General features: G+C 36.2%; 17 protein-coding genes. 5 read left to right on the top strand and 12 right to left on the bottom strand.

Annotated elements, in window-relative coordinates:
- Window positions 1–294 precede the first annotated feature (294 nt).
- The gene (locus tag FEZ13_RS03025) at window positions 295–1,566 is read left to right on the top strand and encodes a glycoside hydrolase family 18 protein (RefSeq protein ID WP_146551409.1); all 1,272 of its coding nucleotides are present in this window, start codon (window positions 295–297) and stop codon (window positions 1,564–1,566) included.
- Between the two features lie 191 nt (window positions 1,567–1,757).
- Here FEZ13_RS03025 and FEZ13_RS03020 read toward each other — a convergent pair whose 3' ends face one another.
- Together FEZ13_RS03020 and FEZ13_RS03015 are read right to left on the bottom strand one after the other, a co-directional pair.
- Window positions 1,758–2,537 carry a YqhG family protein gene (locus FEZ13_RS03020; RefSeq protein ID WP_146551408.1) on the bottom strand — a complete coding sequence of 260 codons (780 nt, stop codon included), beginning with the start codon at window positions 2,535–2,537 and terminating at the stop codon, window positions 1,758–1,760.
- A 32-nt stretch (window positions 2,538–2,569) separates the two neighbouring features.
- Window positions 2,570–4,096, bottom strand: a complete 1,527-nt coding sequence (locus FEZ13_RS03015) for a DEAD/DEAH box helicase (protein WP_186725741.1) — start codon at window positions 4,094–4,096, stop codon at window positions 2,570–2,572.
- Window positions 4,097–4,372: 276 nt separating this feature from the next.
- On the opposite strand from FEZ13_RS03015, the gene FEZ13_RS03010 reads away from it, so the two are divergent.
- From FEZ13_RS03010 to FEZ13_RS19300, 3 genes are all read left to right on the top strand, one after another.
- On the top strand, window positions 4,373–5,458 hold the full coding sequence (locus FEZ13_RS03010) for a CotH kinase family protein (protein WP_146551406.1): 1,086 nt from the start codon (window positions 4,373–4,375) through the stop codon (window positions 5,456–5,458).
- Between the two features lie 261 nt (window positions 5,459–5,719).
- The gene (locus FEZ13_RS03005; RefSeq protein ID WP_243881352.1) at window positions 5,720–6,082 is read left to right on the top strand and encodes a hypothetical protein; all 363 of its coding nucleotides are present in this window, start codon (window positions 5,720–5,722) and stop codon (window positions 6,080–6,082) included.
- Window positions 6,079–6,231 (top strand): hypothetical protein, encoded by a 153-nt coding sequence (locus tag FEZ13_RS19300; protein WP_186725740.1) that lies wholly within the window; start codon window positions 6,079–6,081, stop codon window positions 6,229–6,231. Before FEZ13_RS03005 ends, FEZ13_RS19300 begins: the two co-directional genes overlap by 4 nt.
- A 400-nt stretch (window positions 6,232–6,631) precedes the next feature.
- Here FEZ13_RS19300 and FEZ13_RS03000 read toward each other — a convergent pair whose 3' ends face one another.
- The gene (locus FEZ13_RS03000; protein ID WP_146551405.1) at window positions 6,632–6,871 is read right to left on the bottom strand and encodes a hypothetical protein; all 240 of its coding nucleotides are present in this window, start codon (window positions 6,869–6,871) and stop codon (window positions 6,632–6,634) included.
- 495 nt (window positions 6,872–7,366) lie between these two features.
- Here FEZ13_RS03000 and FEZ13_RS02995 point away from each other — a divergent pair, with 495 nt between their 5' ends.
- Complete coding sequence (locus tag FEZ13_RS02995) at window positions 7,367–8,287, top strand: alpha/beta hydrolase (protein ID WP_146551404.1); 921 nt, start codon at window positions 7,367–7,369, stop codon at window positions 8,285–8,287.
- Between the two features lie 292 nt (window positions 8,288–8,579).
- Here the strand turns inward: FEZ13_RS02995 and cysI are convergent, their stop codons facing one another.
- From cysI to rnz, 9 genes are all read right to left on the bottom strand, one after another.
- A complete protein-coding gene (gene cysI / locus FEZ13_RS02990) occupies window positions 8,580–10,304 on the bottom strand; it encodes an assimilatory sulfite reductase (NADPH) hemoprotein subunit (RefSeq protein WP_146551403.1) in 1,725 nt (574 codons plus the stop codon).
- A 17-nt stretch (window positions 10,305–10,321) separates the two neighbouring features.
- Window positions 10,322–12,112, bottom strand: coding sequence for an assimilatory sulfite reductase (NADPH) flavoprotein subunit (locus tag FEZ13_RS02985; RefSeq protein ID WP_146551402.1), 1,791 nt, complete (start codon window positions 12,110–12,112; stop codon window positions 10,322–10,324).
- Between the two features lie 448 nt (window positions 12,113–12,560).
- Complete coding sequence (locus tag FEZ13_RS02980) at window positions 12,561–12,722, bottom strand: YezD family protein (RefSeq protein ID WP_146548443.1); 162 nt, start codon at window positions 12,720–12,722, stop codon at window positions 12,561–12,563.
- On the bottom strand, window positions 12,722–13,477 hold the full coding sequence (locus tag FEZ13_RS02975) for a sirohydrochlorin chelatase (protein ID WP_146551401.1): 756 nt from the start codon (window positions 13,475–13,477) through the stop codon (window positions 12,722–12,724). Before FEZ13_RS02975 ends, FEZ13_RS02980 begins: the two co-directional genes overlap by 1 nt.
- 13 nt (window positions 13,478–13,490) lie before the next feature.
- Window positions 13,491–14,261, bottom strand: coding sequence for a uroporphyrinogen-III C-methyltransferase (gene cobA, locus FEZ13_RS02970; protein ID WP_146551400.1), 771 nt, complete (start codon window positions 14,259–14,261; stop codon window positions 13,491–13,493).
- A 596-nt stretch (window positions 14,262–14,857) separates the two neighbouring features.
- Window positions 14,858–16,156 carry an allantoinase AllB gene (allB, locus tag FEZ13_RS02960; RefSeq protein ID WP_146551399.1) on the bottom strand — a complete coding sequence of 433 codons (1,299 nt, stop codon included), beginning with the start codon at window positions 16,154–16,156 and terminating at the stop codon, window positions 14,858–14,860.
- A complete protein-coding gene (locus tag FEZ13_RS02955; protein WP_146551398.1) occupies window positions 16,153–16,395 on the bottom strand; it encodes a hypothetical protein in 243 nt (80 codons plus the stop codon). The genes allB and FEZ13_RS02955 overlap by 4 nt, the downstream gene beginning before the upstream one ends.
- Entirely contained in the window at window positions 16,395–17,654 is a 1,260-nt protein-coding gene (allC, locus tag FEZ13_RS02950) for an allantoate deiminase (RefSeq protein WP_146551397.1), read from the bottom strand. Before allC ends, FEZ13_RS02955 begins: the two co-directional genes overlap by 1 nt.
- A gap of 674 nt (window positions 17,655–18,328) precedes the next feature.
- Window positions 18,329–19,273 (bottom strand): ribonuclease Z, encoded by a 945-nt coding sequence (rnz, locus tag FEZ13_RS02945; protein WP_146551396.1) that lies wholly within the window; start codon window positions 19,271–19,273, stop codon window positions 18,329–18,331.
- Between the last annotated feature and the right edge of the window lie 9 nt (window positions 19,274–19,282).

Raw genomic sequence — 19,282 nt, 5'->3', positions numbered from 1 at the left:
ATGCAAATATTTTACCAAGCGTCTTGATTATCCAATTTAATCTATAGAAATAGGGAGATTCGTTGATTGCAACGAAGGCTTGCTCGCTTTCCTGCGGGCAAACCTTAAAACAATGTTTACTACCTATTGTTGTCGTATAAAAAAGACGAATCGGTACGCCTCACATACTAATTATTTATACAGATAATTCCAAGGTTATTTATTTTCTATAAGCCATATTTTTATGCATATATTACTAATTATATCATATATATGAATATCATATGTCGAAATATTGTATGGAAGGAGAATGTCTTGGAGATACATATTGTGCGTAGAGGAGAAACACTTTGGCAAATTGCTTCACAATATCATGTGGATATCCAATCTATTATTCAGGTGAATCAATTAGAAAATCCAAATGAGTTAGTAGTGGGGCAATCTTTAGTTATTCCAACCTCAGGAAGGACACATATTGTTCGTTATGGAGAAACCTTATGGCAAATCGCCCATCAGTATGGTACAACTGTGCAAGCCATTGTCCATGCGAATCGAATCCCTGCTGGAGCTATTCTATATGCTGGAACACCTTTAATCATTCCTAGAACGAAAACAACGATCGAATCCAATGCTTATACGTATCAATCTCCAGAAGAGGGCGCACAATCGATTAAAGAAGTTGGCGATCTACTGACCTATATGAGCCCCTTCGCTTATAAAGTAAAAGAAGATGCCACATTAGAACCTTTTAATGATGATGCTATACTGGATGCTGCCAAATCAAAGCAAGTAACACCACTCATGTCGATTACTAATTTTACAGCTACTGAAACGGGCTCTAATGTGGCACACATCATTTTATCCAATAAAAATCTAAGAGAAAAGACCATTGAGAATGTTTTAAAAGTGATGGATGCCAAAGGTTATAAAGGATTAAATATTGATTTCGAAAATGTTTTACCTGCTGATCGAGAAAATTATAATACTTTTTTACAACTGGCTGTTGATCGACTTCATCCAAAAGGTTATTTTGTTTCAACAGCACTTGCTCCAAAAACAAGTGCCGCTCAAGGAGGACTACTATATGAAGCTCATGACTATCCTGCACATGGCAGAATTGCAGACTTCGTTATTTTGATGACATATGAATGGGGTTATCGTTTAGGACCTCCGCAAGCCATTTCTCCAATTGACGAGATCCAAAAAGTCGTTGAATATGCATTATCGGTCATACCAGCCAATAAGATTTTTTTAGGCTTCCAAATTTATGCGAGAGATTGGAAAATCCCTCATGTTGCGGGGCAAGAGGCTGAAACCTTTAGTCCACAAGAGGCGATTCAACGTGCAGTAAAATATGGGGCTACTATTTACTTTGATGAAACCGCGCAATCACCATACTACCGCTATGCAGATGAAGATGGGCAACAGCATGAAGTTTGGTTTGAAGACGCTAGAAGTGCACAGGCAAAATTTGATCTGATCAAAAAATTCAATCTAAGAGGCGTTAGCTATTGGGCGTTAGGATTCCCTTTTCCTCAAAACTGGGCATTATTGAACGCTAACTTTACGATCAAAAAAACAACATAGCGATTTCAGGGGTAGTTCAAAATCCGGTACAACCGATGATTAGAGCATACCCTTTTTATTATTCTCGTATTGGCATGACAAATTCAAATTCCTTTAAAGCATAAAGATTATGTATCAATTGAAAAAAGTCCTATGCAAATGAATTGCACTGGACTTGATGTCATAAAGAAATATATTTTCCCCTATTCAGCTTATTTCAAATAAAATAATCCGCCATTAATAATTTCCATTTTGACCTTGGTATTATATCTTTCTTCTAAAGCTTTTGCTTCAATTTCGTAGAAATCCGGCTTTTCTTCTGTATCTTGATAAAAATATTCCAATACTCTTTGATCTCTTTTCCATCTTTTTTTTGCTTCTTCTATCCATGTATGATCGTCTAATTGGATGGTATGTTGAATCACTGCATCCAAGCGATTGATTGCTCGTACCGGCTTGATGATATATTGCAGAGGGATCGCCTTTTGTGGAACATCTGAAACTAGATCGATTTGAGTAACGATATCATGAAAGTCCTCAATAATCTTACCTGTCATCAAATTAATCCCTAAAGAGTAAAGCGTTTCTTTCGTTTTATCGCTAAAGTAAGACACTTTATAATTGACACCTAAATAGGGCGTTAAGATGGACGGATCGTCATATATACTTAGTCGTTCAAACATCTGTACATATGCACCCAGCTCCTTCGTAACTTCAAATAGCTGGTTCAAACGATAGGAACCAAAGTGAATCACTTCACCTTTTACATCATCTTTCAGATTATTTTGATCTGATATCAGGGTCAATTGAGAGGGGGATGGGACTCCGTTTGTACTTTCAATATATTTCCAGTAAAAAGGTCGATTCATGATCCTCTTATCCATATCAATGGTTAACTGTACAGTTAAATACTGCTCGCCTTCTTCTATAACTTGACAATCTGTTTCTTGAAAAAAATCTTTTAAATATCTGTGAACTTGTTTAGGAAACATATTTTCCTTCCTTCCTAAGTTTCTTACCCTATTTACATGGACTTTTTAAGCGCTAAAATTTCATCTAGTTCGCCCACCGCTTTTTCAAAAACATCAATTTTTGTTTGAAGTAAGTCTAAAATATTCTGCTCAATGGTATCAACAATAACAAGATTATAAATTTGCACATCATGTTCTTGTCCAAGCCTATGAACACGCCCGATCCGTTGTTCTAATTTCATCGGATTCCATGGTAGATCATAATTGATCACATGATGGCAGAATTGAAGGTTGATACCTTCTCCGCCCGCTTCTGTTGCGATCAAAACTTGTGCCTGCTCCTGAAAAAGTCGTTTCATATAATCTCTTTTACTTTTACTGAATTTCCCGTTAAATAGGACACTTTTGATTCCTTTCGTATGAAGAAACCATTGGAGATAAATTTGACTTGCACGATATTCTGTAAATATAATGACCTTATCATTCGCTTTTGAAATAATCTCATATGCCTTTTCTGCCTTCGCGTTAATCTCCAATGACATTAACTTCTCCATCATTTCTTTTACAAACTGGATACTATCTTCATCACTACAGTTTTGGCTCATATTCTCTAATGTCAAACTACAAGCTTCCTTACTACTACACATTTCCTTTTGCAAAGTAATCATGGAAAATGTTTCTGAAAAGACAGATGACACATCCCTCAATTGAGGAAACATCTCATACACTTCTCTTTCTTCTTTTGTAAAATGAACGAGGATGTTTTGAACACAACGATTTGTCCATTCTATGCCTGTATCCTGTCTTCGATTTCTCACCATCACTTGGTTGACCAATTCTTTCAAAAATTCATCGTTTTCGAAATTGTGTTTACTCGCTGAAAAGGCTCTTTGAAATACATCGAAGTTTCCAAGATGCCCTGGTCTCAGTAAAGAAATAAGATAAAATAATTCAAAAACATCATTTTGAATTGGCGTAGCCGTTAGTAACAAGCAAAATTTTTTCTTCAAACTTTGCACAAATTCATAAATTTTCGTTTTGTGATTTTTAAGTTTGTGGGCCTCATCAATAATAATCATATCGTAATCCTGATTATAAATGAGTTCTCTGTGGGGACTTTTTTTAGCGGTATCCATACTCATAATAACAATATCGATATGTTCTAATGAGCATTTCTTTTTATACGGAGTGGCTGGAATATAAAATTTGTTGTTCAATTCTTCAGCCCATTGATTAATCAGTGAAGCCGGCGATAATATTAATGCTTTTTTCACAAGCCCTCTTATGAGATATTCTTTCAAGATCAAACCTGCTTCAATGGTTTTTCCAAGTCCTACTTCATCCGCCAATATCGCCTTTCCATTCATTTTTTCAATGACAGTCTGAGCAACATCTAGTTGATGAGGAAGAGGAGTTAAGTTAGGTAAGTATTTGGGAGATTGAAGTCCTGTAAATTCAGTGATAAGATTTGCTTTTTCAATTTCGTAACACATATTATATAATGTCCAACTGTCCCAATTATGTTGCTCTAATCTTTCGGCAAATCCTTCTTCCCAATCAGGCGATCTTTCAATCATCATGATCATCACCTCAATTATTATTCTTTCATTTAACTTGTCCCAAAAAGCTTTAACTATGTTTATTTCATGAAAAATAAATAAAAGAATTATTTTGAACATTTTCGTGTATGTATACAAGACAAAAAACTAAGTAAATAAACGATGACAGCATAGTATATAATCTACTCTCCTTTAACATAAGACACTAATTCTATTCATGAAAGCTTTCCTTAGTCAAAGTGATTGGGGAAGGCTTTTGTTACCTTTATGATAGTCCGCAACAAGGTAGGTGATGATATGTCAGAAATTGTACCTTCTTATATATTAACGATCGACGAAGATGAGTTAAATATATTGAGGGAAAATTTATTGAATGATTATGCCGCTCCTGCCAAATTGATGATTGATCAAATAGATTATAAAATTCGACTCGGTTATCGAGGGGCATACACAAGGAAATTCCGCAAAAGGTCATACATCGTTCATTTTAAAAATGCCAATAACATCTTAGGAGCACATGCTATTCATCTTAACGCAGAATACAAAGATCCTTCCATTATGCGCAATAAGCTCTCTCTTGATTTTTTTCAGGATTTAGGCGTCCTTGCACCAGATTGCAAGCATATCAATTTTTTTCGCAATGAAACATTTAGGGGCATTTATTTACAATTAGAATCTGTTGATGACTTGTTCTTACAGAAAAGAAATCTTCCTCCTGGCCCTATTTATTATGCCACTAATAATGATGCAAATTTTTCTTTTGAAAGAGATGGCAGACGAAAAAGATCTCTCCTTTCTGGTATGCAACGGGCAAATGGATTACTTTCGGATGACCAATACCTTATTGATTTGATCACAGTTATTAATAATACGCATATGAAAGATTTCCATTATCACATCCAAAATTATATAAATATAGAAAAATACTTTAATTGGTTAGTTGGAGTAGTTTGTACCATGAATAATGACGGTTTCAACCATAACTATTCTTTATATCGTAATAGTGATAACGGCTTGTTCGAAATTATGCCTTGGGATTATGACGCGACATGGGGGCGTAAAATTAGTGGTGGCATTATGGATCACAAATATGTTCCTATTGAAGGAAAACCCGGCAATATGCTAAAAGATCGATTATTAGAGATACCTGACTTCCGTAAAATATATAAAGAGAAGCTAGAAGAAATCCTGGAGACAAAGTATACAGTCAACTATTTGGAAGACAAGGTAGCAGCCCTTCATGATCTTATCAGACCTTATTATCTCCTCGATCCATATATCAATGACAATATTGATATCTTTGATTATGAACCAGAAATGATTCTACAATTTGTCCGTAATCGCAATCTTTTTTTAAAAGCAAATCTGAAAAACCTCTATTAATTCGGATGAAACAAAGCGAATCTTCTCACAGAATGGACTTTCTTTGTCCCTTACGTTAGTCCAATTGATCTGACTTTTATAAGCGGCCAAGACCTCCACTTAACCTTTTCTTTTTACTTGAGTTTTGAAGCGGGAGGAACTTACTGCTCTTCACTGTTGGATAAAGCTGCTGTCCTTCAAACATTTTTAAAATGGATCTTTTTTGCTTATTCACAAGTTTTTTTAGCAGACATAAGATAGTTTGAGGAGGTGTTTTCTTGAATGGAGCATCACTATAGCAACAATAATAGAAACAAATCCAATCAACAATCTCAAAATACAAATTCACGGAAATTCAAAAAACACCGATCCATCTCAGATTTTTCGTTGGAAGATTTAACAGAAGGAAAACATATAGATTTGGTTGCAGCTGCATTGTTGCTTTCAGGAAAATTAAAAGTGGACTCTGTACGATTATTTCGTGGCTCTACGATCATTACGGTTAATTTAATAGGCAAATTTCAATCCAATAAAAAGAAAAAATCCGACCCATTAGCTGACTTCTTTGAAGAAAACGGTGATTTAACGTTTGATGAAATATTTGAAGCCTTTCAGCAAAAAATGGATAAAGGAGATAATTCATGAGCGAATTTGATCGAAAAAATTCAAATGGTAAGAGTTTCAATGGTAAGGGTTTTACGGGCTCCGTCATTTTGACTGTATTACTGTTTATGCTAGTATTTGGTTCAACTGATATAGAAAATTTATCTGAGGTTGAACTGGACTTGGAATAAAGTGAAACTTCTCATGGTGAAGTTTTCCTTCATCCCTAACTGAATGTTAGTTCAATCAATCCGACTTTTACGGCAGTTTCTCACACTTTCTCCTCTTCCTTTTTACTGGAACTTGAAGTGGGGATTACTGCCTGTTCATGCGGGATAAAATAATAGTTTCTTAGTTAAAGGACCTCCCTCGGGAAAAGCGAATAGTGAGACCCCGCAGCGTAGCGATTAAGGAACGGAGTTGTAGTGCGCCACGTCCTGTGGCAACGACTCCGTGACCAACATCCTGTTGCCCCCAGCATTCGCCCGCATGAGTCGTGCAAGCCGTAGCGGAAATCAGCGAATACACTATATTTTGGGGGGAAATTGGATAATCAACACGCTTGAGAAAGGATATTAAGATTGATGCATGCTATCTTTTTTTAGAACTATTTCTAATGTATATCCATTCAGTAATCATAGACATTATTAAACCGAGAATAAGTGGCATGACTGGCTCTACTGTAAAATATAATCCTTCTGCTTGATTATCATACGTATAGCTAAATGTCAGCCAATAAATGGAAAATTTTTGACCAATCAAAACCAATGCAACCGTTGTAACAATGAAAGCTGCTAATCCAACAAAAAATCCTTTTGATTGTAAGCTCACTTCATTCACTTCCTCATAATAAGTTTATCAACTTGAATACGTAAAACATCATGAAATAGTTTCAATTTTCTATTTTTTATTATCAAATACGAAATGTATCTAAGAAATTAAACTACACAAATAATATTGCAAATATTTCGTGACAATACAGTTGAATCGTATTATAATTACAAATTGTTCTAAACTATACATCAATCATTTATTTTCTTTCGTTCGACATTTTCCTTATGAAGTTCATGCATTTCATTTCGCCTCAAACAAGGATGTAGCAGAGCAGAGTCTAGTGAATGGATACAGAGAGTTTCATAATGCAGCATCTACTTAGTGGTGAATTTGTGGGTTTTCAGTTATGGATACTAATTCCCTAATTTTTCTATTATAGCAACATTAATTTCTTTTTTATAAATTAATTTCATTTAAAACATAGTTATTCAATAGGATTAATACAATTTGTGGTATAATATGATTATAGTTAACTTGAAGGGAAGCGATCACATGACCTTAGCAAAAGGATCATTAGCATATATAGAAGCACATAAAGGTGTACAGTATTATGAACAAACACCTGAAGAAGCTAGAGCGGAAAGAGCCGCTGCACCCATTCACCAGGTGTCAGTTGAAGGAATTGCCTCTATTGAAGATCGACTAATCACGGTATCTGATGGCGCACAAATCTTGGTGCGAATTTATACACCTGTTGGAACTGGTCCATTTCCAATCATTATTTACTATCACGGTGGAGGATGGGTTTTCGGTAACCCCGATTATGCAGATGGTGGTTGTCGCTACTTAACAGCTTCCTCAAAATCAGTAGTTGTATCTGTCGATTATCGACTTGCACCTGAATATCCATTTCCAACCCCAATTCAAGATAGTTATGATGCCCTTCTTTGGGTTGCAGAAAATGCAAAATCTTTACATGTGGATCTATCGAAATTATATGTAGCAGGTGATAGTGCCGGCGGTAATATTGCAGCTGTGGTCTCACAATGGGCAGCCGATAAAAACGGGCCAGAAATAGCTGGACAAGCGCTTATTTATCCTGTCACTAATATTAACTTTCATACATCCTCTTACGAAAAATTCGGTTTGGGATATGGCTTGGATCAAAAAGGCATGGTTTGGTTTATCAATCAATATATCAAAGATTCAAAGTTAAAATATAATCCTTCTGTGTCTCCGCTAATTGCAAAAGACTTGAGTAAAATTCCACGGACCATTTTGATTGCTGCAGAATTTGATGTTTTATTGGATGAGGGGATTGCCTATGTTACTCGACTTCGTGAAGCTGGAATAGAAGCTAAACATGTCGTGATGCCAGGGCTTATTCATAGCTATTTTAGTAAAATGGAATTCTTTGAAGAAGATACGAAAAAAACGACTGAACTCATTGCAGAATTTTTTCAACAGCACTAATGAATGTGTAACTACAAACGAAATAGTATAGCTACCTAGCAATCGCTAAATAGACTACTATTAAAGAACAAGAAAAAGGAGCTCAATTCAGCATCAATCTGAATTGAACTCCTTTGCTTTTCCATTAGTTGATCTGTGTTTTAAGGTTTCACACAAATAGCGTTAGATTTCTCACTATAGAAAAATTATTTTATAGAATGGAACTTTTGATTCTATTAAAATCATCGTACTTTTGAATCAATTTCATACGCAAATTTTGCATTATGAAATTGATTCTTTTATATAAATAATGCTATTTAGAATGGAAGTTTGTACCATCCGTTGTTGCTTTTACATAGCCAGCTCGAATGACGAAATCGCCAAAATGTTCGCCCTCAAGACGCTCTTTTGCATAATGGTGCAAGATTGGGCGTAACTCTTTTAGAATTTCTTCTTCTCCTACATTTTCGCGGTATATTTTATTCAAGCGCTCTCCGTTAAATGCAGCACCTAAATACATATTATACTTTCCTGGTCCTTTTCCTAAAAAGCCGATCTCAGCAATCGCGGCACGTGAACAACCGTTTGGACATCCTGACATACGGATTGTAATTTCTGTTTCCTGAAGACCTTCTTCCTCCACTATTTCATCAATTTTAGTAATTAATGACGGTAGGTAGCGCTCCGCTTCAGCCATTGCTAGACTACATGTTGGTAAAGAAACACATGAAATCGAATTACGACGTAACGCTGAATAATGTGCCCCATCCGTCAGCTTATATTTTTTGATAAGCCTGCTGATCCTACTTTTTTGTGAAGGCGCCACATCGCTAATCATAACATTCTGATTGGGGGTCATATAGAATTTTCCTTTATGCACCTTGGCGATTTCTCGTAACCCTGTCATTAATGGATAGTCTTCAAAATCTTTGATTCGGCCATTTTGTACAAATAAGGTGAAATGCCATTTACCATCTTCGCCTTTTTTCCAGCCAAATTCATCCCCTGAACGATCAAAATGATAGTCTCTCACTGGTTCAAGTTTGAAGCCAAGTCTGTCTTCTAATTCTTCTTTCAGCCAATCCAATCCAAAGCGATCGATCGTATATTTAAAACGAGCATTTTTACGATTGGAGCGATTACCAAAATCTCGTTGAATCGTCAGAATCGTTTCTGTAGTCAATAGTACTTGTTCCGGTTTGATAAAGCCAATTAGTTTTCCTAGCTGAGGATATGTTGTTTCTTCACCATGTGTCATTCCCATTCCTCCACCTACAGAAACATTAAAACCTGCAAGTACTCCATCTTCGACAATAGCAATTAGCCCTACATCTTGTGAAAACACGTCTATATCATTGCTTGGAGGAAGCGCGATACCGATCTTAAATTTACGAGGCAAATATAAAGCTTTATAAATCGGTTCTATTTCTTCTTGTGGTCGTGTATCTACTACTTTCTCACCATCAAGCCAGATTTCATGGTATGCATTGGTTCGAGGCAATAGATTTTCACTAATTTTCACAGACCAATCATAAATTTCTTGGTGGACTTGGGATTGCGTTGGGATAACATTACACATTACATTCCTATTGACATCACCACATGCTGCAATAGAATCTAGTAATACTGTATTCATTTGTTGTATCGTTTTGGTCAAATTCCATTTTAAAATACCGTGGATCTGTAATGTTTGACGAGTCGTTGCTCTTAATGTACCACTACCATATGTATTGGTTAATTGGTCCAAAGTCAGCCATTGTTCCGGTGTTACAGCACCTCCTGGAATTCTTACACGAATCATGAACTGATAAGATGGCTCTAGCTTTTTCTTTTGACGTTCTGCTCGTTCATCCCGGTTATCCTGCATATAGATTCCATGGAATTTAATAAGTGCTTGATCGTCTTCCGCAATTGCTCCTGTTAACGAATTGGCTAAGGATTCCTTTAATGTCCCCCGTAAATAATTACTTGCTTGCTTGATCCTCTCATTTTCACTAGGAGTACCTTGGGGGGGTTGTACTGTCGCTTTTTGTGTCATCAACTTGCGCCTCCTTGTTAATAAACATCTCGTTGATACCGCTTCTGTTGTTGTAATGTTTTCAGTGCTTTCGCTGCTTCTTCCGCTGATTGACCGCCCTGCTCTGCTAAAATCTCTTGTAAGGTTACATCAACATCGTGTGCCATGGTTTTTTCATCGCCACATACATAAATAACAGCGCCTTTTTCAATCCATTTATAAACTTCAGCCGCATTTTCTTTTAAGCGATGTTGAACATAAACTTTCTGTTCTGTATCACGAGAGAAAGCAACATTCATTTTGGTTAAATAACCTTCTTTTAACCAACGTTGCCATTCAATTTGATAAAGAAAGTCTGTTACAAAATGCTGATCTCCAAAGAATAACCAAGCATCACCTTTAGCTTCTATCTCTTCCCGTTGCTCTATAAATGAGCGGAATGGTGCAACCCCAGTTCCCGCACCAATCAGTATTATTGGTGTCTGTGGATCTTCAGGTAACTTAAAGTTCGGGTTATGCTGAACAAAAACAGGTAAAGTATCTCCAATTTCTATTTCTTCAGCAATGCTATTGGAGCATACGCCAAAGCGTGTCCGATCATAAGAGTCATATTGAACTCTCCCGATCGTTAAATGAACCTCATCAGGATTGGCCTCATAGCTGCTTGCAATAGAATATAAACGAGGGGGGATTTTTCTTAAAAGCTCCACAAATTGTTGTGCCGTCCAAGTAAATGGTGCAAAATCCTCTGCTACATCTAATAAATCTCTACCAATTACATAATCCTTCCATCCATCATTCGCAAGAAGTTCTGCTAATCTTTCACTTTCAGTAAAGTTAGTGATCTTTTGCAATATAGGTTTCGATAAAACCGTAATCTCAGCACGATTCCACAAAGTTGATAATAGACTTTCTGTTTTACCATCAAACTTTACCTGTGTATCTTTTTCAAAATTTAAAGCATTTAATAGCTGAGTGACGAGTGCCAAATTGTTTTTCGGATAGATTCCTAGACTATCTCCCGGCTCAAATGCTAATCCAGAACCCTCTATCGATAACTCCAGATGATAGGTTTCTTTGTTTGAGCCATCCATATTAAGATTAATCTTCTCTAATACTTTGGCTTGGAAGGGATTTTGACGATCATACGCAGAAGACGGTTGCGTTTTGGTACTCACATTTTGTACAGAATCCGTTTTAACAGAAGATTTCAATAATTCTTGTTGTAATTGTGTAAACCAATTTTGTGCATCGTCATGAAAATCTAAATCACAGTCCGCTCTTTCAATCAAAGGACTAGCTCCTAATTTTTTTAGCTGTTCATCGATGTCTGCACCAGCTTTACAAAAATATTCATAGGAACTATCTCCTAAAGCAAGAACTGCATATTGAAGATGGTCTAATTTGGGCGCACGTTTACTATGCAAAAAATCATAAAATGGAATAGCATTATCTGGCGGTTCTCCATCTCCGTGTGTACTTGTAATGATAATTAAATGATCGATTTTTTTTAAATTTTTTGTCGGAAAATCAGCCAAAGATGATATTGTCACATCTACTTGATTTTCTTTCAGTTGTTGTGAAAATTTTTCTGCTAGAGATTGGCTATTCCCAGTTTGTGAACCATACAAAACAGTAGCTGTAATTGTTTTACTTTCTAACGGTTTTTCCTGTTCCTTTTCTTCTACTGTCACTTCAACAGCAGCGTTTGGTGCACTCAAATAACCATTTAACCATATTTTTTGTTCGTGTGTTAAATGTGGTAACAATTCATTTAGTAGCTTTACCTGTTTTTCGCTAAATGGACTGTTGATAACTTTTAATGTCAAATTGATTCACCTCAGATTGGTTAATGGTAACATTTACTTTCAAACGTGTTGATTATCCATTTTTTTCATGTAAAATACTATGTTTGCTGATTTCCGCTATGACTTGCTCGCTTTCCTACTGGGACGGTTTGAACCTCCTTGGGGCAACAGGACATGGGTCATAAAGTCGTTGCCATATGACTTGGCGCACCGCAACTCCACTCCTTAATTGCTCATGCTGGGTCTCAACGTTTGCTTTTCTCGTGGATTTACTCACTCTTTCCGAGACTTTATCGCTCTCTTAGGAACTTTACTCGCTCTTTCCAAGGGGTTATTCGCTCTCTCGGATGGGTTATTTGCTCTTTCCAAGACTTTATTTGCTCTTCCCACGTGACATTAAATAAAAGGCGTCGAAAAATTTTTATCTCACACTAATGAGCTGTTTGACTCACACTGTGTGAAATTGATTTTATTGCAGTTTTATTTTATAACGCTTTTTTTCTTGCTTTTCAATTTGGATAATATAGCTATCTTGAATAATAATTCGAACAGAACCATATTGGATTTTGCTAATGATTTCACTCAATGTTTTGCGTAAATACTCGTTTGTTGGTTTAGTATCAGTCTCCATCATATCACCACCTCTTTTAGTTGAAATGGGTTTAAAACTTCCCGTACACGGTCAACGACTACTTCCTTTACGCATTCGTCATATCCTAAACTATTACAAATAATTACATTTTGAGGGATTTTGGTTTCATTCAATTTACGATCGATTCCTTGTCTCAGCTTTCCTTGGAATAACAAATAAGGAACGATAAATAGTTGTTCCGATTGCCTTTCCTTTAATATTTGTAAATAAGTATCAAACTGCGGACCCTGACCATAAAGAAAGGCAATCTCTACCTTACGAATACCAAATTTGAGCTTAAGCTGTGTGGCAATTTCTAAGAAATCTCTCCATGCGGCAGGATCACTACTGCCACGACCAATTAATAGTACTTCAGACTTATTGGTTATAGGGATATTACTTTCAATAATCCTTTTATAAATCGTTTGGATTAATCGATGATCAATGCCCAGTGGACGACCATACGAAAACTTGACCTTTGGATATTGTTGTTTTCCCCTCTCGATCTTAAGAGGAATATCTTTTTTAGCATGCTTAGCAGTTAATAGTAAAATAGGTACGATTGCTATCTCTGTAGCACCTTTTAAAATACAATTTGTCATTCCTTGCTCCACTGTAGGTTCAACCAATTCTAAAAAACAAATTTCTTGTATGGGTACTTGTATTTCCTTTTGAACCTCTTTCAGAAATGAGATAGCTTGTTGATTTCCTTCTTCCACTCGACTGCCGTGGGCCACATATAGTACTGCTTTCATCAACTACACCTCATTAAATAGGAATTTGTTGAAGTTCCTCTTTGTGATTTTCAAACCATTGAATTTTTTGTCGCAAATTGACGACCTCTCCTACGATAATCATGCTTGGATTTTCGAGCGCATGTTGTTTGACAGTTTGTACAATTGTTTCTAACGTCCCTGTAACAGTCTTCTGCCTTTCATATGTACCCCAATGGACTAGCGCAACTGGTGTTTTTGGATTCCTTCCATAACGTAGCAACTGTGAAACTATATATGGAAGATTATGTACGCCCATATAAATTGCCAGTGTATCAACTCCCTTCGCTAAGCTTTCCCATTTTATCGAATCAGCTTTCCCATCTCCCATATGACCCGTGACAATAGCAAAACTTGAACTTATATCACGATGCGTAACCGGGATACCTGCATATGCTGGAGCCGCGATACCAGAAGTAATACCTGGAACAATTTCAAAGGCAATATGATGATCTGACAAAAATTCAGCTTCCTCTGCACCACGACCAAAAACGAAAGGATCTCCACCCTTTAAGCGTGTGACGATCTTTCCTTCCTGTGCATAATCTACTAATGATTGATTGATATATTCTTGTATCATTGCATGGCGATTTGGTAATTTACCACAGAAGATTAGTTGGGCATCTGATTTTACATATTTTAACAATCCTTTATTGACCAAGCGATCATACATAATAACATCTGCTTCTTGAATGCAATGCAAGCCTTTGACTGTTATTAAATCTATATCTCCTGGACCTGCTCCCACAATATATACTTTCCCCATGTATTTAATCCCCTTTTATCGCGAAAAAATCCTTTAAAAAGCAAAAAACTCCTATTATTTTATATTTATATAGCAATGATACTAGATACATCGTATATAATAATAAAAAATAAGAGCCTCTAGTTTTCTAGTAAGCGATCTTTTCAATTCCTACTATTCTTGTAAAAATAATATATGATACTTTTTAGAAACTGTCAATATTTTTTTAAATTTAATTCACTCCACTTTACATATATCTCTAACAATCCATTGTGATTTCTTATCTGCAAATGTCCAACTTCCTGCATACAAAAAAGGAATATATTTCATTTTTCAAAAAGTCGTAGCCGTTCGCTCCACAACTATCAAAATTGTATATTAGCGGATTTTAAGAAGAAAATGATTGATAAAGTGAAGCTTCCATCAGTGGGGTTTTCTTCATCCCCCACTGATGGTTAATCAGGCTTTTACGGGCAGTTGATCTCCACCTATCTTTCTCGCTTCTCTCTAAACCTTGTGGTGGGGTTCTTACTACCCGTTAACACGGGATAAAATTGATGTTTATATAAATAAATTCAATGATATTGCTTCTGGCAAAGAAAACATGCTATAAAAATTTATTCATCAGCTTGGAATACCAACTTTCCATTTAAATAAGTGCTAACAATTCGATGCGCAAATGTATGATCTTGATAGATATTCCCTTTATGCTTTGCAAAGATTTGATCTTTATCTACTGTAAATGCTTTTTTCTCAACAATGACAAAATCCGCATCCATTCCCACCGCTAATTTCCCCTTTGTCTTTAAACCAAATCTTTCAGCAGGTGCTTGTGAAGTTAATCGAGCTACTTCTGTTAACGTTAAACCATATTGTTCAGCAATTTGTAAAATAGAAAGAAGTGTAAATTGTCCTCCACTAACACCGCCCCAAACATCAAAATAATTATTTCTACCTACTTCTTTCATATAAGCGGGACAAGGGGAATGATCAGATGCGACATAGTCAATTTTACCTTCAACCAATTGTTGAATCAACTCTCTACGCAAAGACTCAGAACGTAAGGGTGGTGCACATTTAGCATAAACATGATGTGCATCGTATGCTGTATCATTAAAAAGTAAATAATGCGGGCAAGTTTCTAGCGTTACATCTTGTCCGCATTGTTTAGCGTGGTGGATAATTTCTACTGATTGTGGTGTGCTTATATGGACAAAATGTAGAGCACATCCTGTCACTTTTGCATAAGCTAATGCACGTTGCACTGCTTCTACCTCTGCGACAACTGGACGGGATTCGTTATAATCTTGGGCAGTACAAGCTCCATTTTTTATCTTTTGTTGTGCAAGCAAAGATGTGATCGCATCACTTTCTGCATGCAGTGCTAGAATTTTTCCTATCTTCGCTATTTCAAACATTCCTTGCAGCAGGATCCTGTCACTAACAGATGAAAAAGGTAGAAACCCGGAATCAGAAAGAAAAGCCTTAAATCCTATAGCCCCATTTTCAGCTAATGTATGTAACTGTGATAAATTCGAAGGTACCAATCCGCCCCAAAGTCGAAAATCGATACATGATTTTTTCTTTGCTAATTGTTTTTTAAGCTGGAAAGCAGGAAGATTAATGGTAGGTGGATTACTGTTTAATGGCATATCAAAAAAAGTAGTAACACCCCCTGCAGCTAGCATGTATGATCCTGTTTCAAAGCCCTCCCACTCTTCGTTTCCAGGTTCATTGATATGAACATGTGTATCTATAACTCCTGGCATAATAATCTTTCCAGTTACATCTACTTGTTGTGCATTCGTTTTTCTCAAATTAGGTCCTATCGCAAAAATCTTTCCATTTTGAATAGCCATGTCTGAATGTGTCACTTGATGAGGCTCAACTACCAATGCTCCTGATAATATCATCATTTGTAAACACCTGATTCAATTGAATAACTTGGGACTCCATAAAAGTCAAATGCTGCCTCTACTGCTTGCACACGTTTTGGTTCGTATCCATAACGAATTCGTACAGATTGTACTGCATTAACGATAAATAATCGATTTTGCTCTGAGGGTTTCATGGATTGAAGCACCCTTGAAACAACTTCTACCGATCTAGGCGCCAAAATTGTACGGTTTGATGATTGTAAGAGACGATACTTCATCATAATTCCACTCCTTCATAGGCTAATTTATAAAGAATTTCTTTTAATACTGATACACCATTCTCTAGGTCTTCAAGTGATGTAAATTCTAATGGTGAATGGCTAATACCCTTATGGCTTGGGACAAAAAATAAAGTCGTTGGATAATGAATACCTAGAATTTGTGAATCATGTCCCGCTCCACTAACCATTTCCATATCTCGTAAGCCTTTATTTTTAATAATTTTTCTCATCACGCTATGTAGTGAAGTATCTAAAGCTACTGGTTCACTATCTGCCCATTTTTTTATACTAATTTGAATACCGCTTTTCATAGCCTTTTCTTTAATCATTTGAATCATATCTTCACAATATTCTTGTAAAATATCTTTTTCGTGATGGCGAACATCTAAAGTAAAAGAAACACTTTTAGCAATGACATTCGAAACGTTAGGTTCTGCATTTATACTGCCAACTGTTACTCTCAAACCTTGGTAATAAGATGCCTCTGCTTTTTTAGTTAATGTAACAATGCAATTTGCAGCACAAACCATTGGATCTTTTCGCTCAGCCATTGGTGTAGTTCCTGCATGATTACTTTCACCTATCAGTTGTACTGTATAACGGCATTGGCCAACTATGTGAGTAACTAATCCAATATCTGCCTTATTTTTTTCTAAAATAGATCCTTGCTCGATATGCACTTCTATAAAACGCTTAATATCATTTCGCTTATTGTTTTGATAAGATGCGATTGGAAATCCGGCCTCCCCCATTGCATGTTGGAATGAGATATCATTTAAATCCCTTAAGTATCTAATATTTTCCAAGGAATATTCTCCAGTAATATTTTTAGATCCCCAATACGTAAGTGGAAATCGGCTTCCCTCTTCTTCACATAGTGAAACTACTTCGATTGTTTTTTGCGGACGTCCATATTGTTCAAGCAACATTTTGGTGGCTAAAAGGCTAGCGATAACGCCATAGGTACCATCATATTTGCCACCATCTACTACCGTATCGATATGTGATCCGGTTAAAATAACATGTTGTTTATCTTTTATTCCTTCAATACGGCCAAATAGATTTCCAACTGTATCAAAATACGTTTCCATCCCCATTTCGCTCATCTCTTGCTTAAGTGCATTTTGAGCATTTTTCCATTCTTTCGTATAAAGAAGTCTTGTCACCCCACCGTCTTCTGTTTCTCCAAAAGTTGCTAACCAATCTATAAAATGCTTAACACTTTTATATTTTTCAGATGAATAAAGCCTTAGCATTGATGTCCCGCCCTTCTGTTTGCTGTATCTATATTTTAAAAAAAGAACAGACAGAGTTCATTAGAGCTTTTGTAGAAAGTAATACCTTTTTTTAGATAATTTAGCTAAATCACGTTCGAATTATTAACTTTTTATGTTAGTTTCTATAACATAAATTTCAGTGGATTCAAAGGAAAATGACATATAAATGAATCAATGTCATAAAATCTTCTCTTCTTGAGAAATACGAATAGTTAACGCTGACTAATTTTGATAGTTTTGGAGTGAGTGGAGGACGGTGACTCCTCGAAAATGTATACACATTTCTTTCATGAGTATTAGTTCAGGGGGATTTATTTAAAGTCCTACAAAAAAGCATTATAGGAACATAGTAACTCTGGAGTTGAGGCCAAGTCTGTAAACACACCTGATTTTATTTAATAAAAACTAAGGCATTTGCACAAACTTTCGATTACTTACAAGCGTATAATACAATCCAAGCTATAACAGCGATGATCCTCGGTGCCATCAAAGCAGTTAGTAGCTTGAGGTTGAAGCCTCCTATTTATTTTCAGACTGATAACTTGCGTTTTCCTTTTTTCCACTTTGTCTGTATAACGCTTGTTAGCAGTCTGAAATTTTTCAAAAAGAACAAAGAGCAAATAATTATTGATAGAGATTTTTAGCACATTTTTCTATTTTTTTGCGATTTCTAAATTCCCATGCGCCCAACAAAACTCTTCCAAATCGTTTGCAATAAATGAATGGGGGATTACACTTTTCACTTCTTTTAGCATTCTTTCAATGTCTTGTGGAAAAAAACGGGCACTTAAGTGATTTAACAATAAATTTCGGACACCTGCTTTAAGCGCAATATTTGCTGCATCCATATTCGTCGAATGACCATAATTAGAAGCCAATTCCCTAGTAGAATGATCAAAAGTCGCTTCATGGATAATGATATCTGCATCTTGACTGAGTTTAACCGCATTTTCACAGTAACGCGTATCACCTAAGATCGCGACTGTAAATCCTTTTTGAGGAGGATTTGTGACATCTTTGCTTCGAATCATCGTCCCATCTTCTAACCTAATATCATGGCCATTTTTGAGTTGTCCTAACAAAGGACCCTTGGGAACCCCTAGAGCTTGTGCCTTTTCAAATTGCAATGCACCTTGCAACGGCTTTTGCACGACTCGATAGCCAAAGCACGGTATAACGTGTTGTAACGGCATGGCAGTCACGATAAAATCTTCGTCTTCAAAAACTACCCCTTCTTCCACTTCTACAAACTCAATCGTATAATTTAAATGTGTTTGAGATGTTTGGAATGTCAGTTGAATCCACTCTTTTAATCCTTTAGGCCCATAAAGGGTTAATGGCTGATCTCCTCCTAAAAATGAACGTGATCCCAGCAAGCCAGGTAATCCATAAATGTGATCACCATGTAAATGAGTGATAAACACTTTTTCTATCTTACGGGGTTTGATCGTTGTATGTAATATTTGATGTTGAGTCGCTTCTCCACAATCAAATAACCAAATGGTCCCTCTTTCCTCTAATAATTTTAAAGCTAAAGAACTTACATTGCGTGATTTAGAAGGCATTCCTGCACCTGTACCTAAAAATTGAATATGCAATGATTTTCC

Source organism: Rummeliibacillus sp. SL167 (genome assembly GCF_007896505.1).
Lineage (GTDB): Bacteria > Bacillota > Bacilli > Bacillales_A > Planococcaceae > Rummeliibacillus > Rummeliibacillus suwonensis.
Note: the sequence above shows the minus strand (reverse complement) of the source record. Positions and strands in the feature narration are given on the sequence as shown.